Consider the following 781-nt stretch of genomic DNA (forward strand, 5'->3'; position numbering starts at 1 on the left):
CCCGGCATCGCGCTCGCGACGCGCAGGGACGCCACCGCCACCGCGGCGAGCGGGAAGCTCACCGCCCACCAGGCGACCCGGAACGGGCAGGCCTGGACGAGGCGGGCGAGCTTGGGCAGCAGCACCGCCAGCAGGAACAGCGCGACGGCGTAGAGCGCCTGCGCGAACAGGTCGATCGTCCCGGTGGTCGCCACGTAGGTCGAGAACCCGACCGCGAACGGGGCGATCAGGATCAGCAGCGCCGGCTGCAGCGCCACCGGAAGCGGCGCCTCGAACAGCAGGCGCGACAGGATCAGGGTGAACAGCGGCACCGCGAAGAACAGGCCGACCGCCAGCCCGAACATCATGACCGCGTGCATCGGCGGCAGGCCCAGCCCCGGCAGGGCGAGCGGCACGTCGAGGAGGCCCACCACCGGGACGATCCAGGCCGGCGTCGCGTGCGCCGCCTGCTGGCGCTCGCTCAGCCACCGGGTCACGATCAGCCACGCGAACAGGGTCATGCCGACGGCGCCCAGCACCCACAGGACCTGCGCGACGAGGAGGTTCGCCCGCGCCAGCGGGATCGGCAGCAGGAGAAGGCTGATCAGGGGCGTCCCGAACAGGTTGCCGGCGATCGGATGGACAAACTCGGCGCGCACCGCCTGCGGGGCGATGGCGGCCTTCACGGCGTAGCCCGCCGCGATCGCCACGAAGGCGGCGAGCGCCGCGTAGCCCAGGACGTCGGCGATCCAGGCCGGCGCGGCGTAGCGGGCCTGAGCCAGGCTCCAGGCGACGCTGAGGC

1 protein-coding gene is annotated in these 781 nt (G+C 73.5%); it reads right to left on the minus strand.

Translation table 11 applies throughout. The features are described from left to right. Positions 1-781: C4-dicarboxylate ABC transporter (locus tag FV228_RS31380; protein WP_147857934.1), on the minus strand; the 781-nt coding region annotated here is incomplete at both ends.

Source organism: Methylobacterium sp. WL18 (assembly GCF_008040015.1).
Lineage (GTDB): Bacteria > Pseudomonadota > Alphaproteobacteria > Rhizobiales > Beijerinckiaceae > Methylobacterium > Methylobacterium mesophilicum.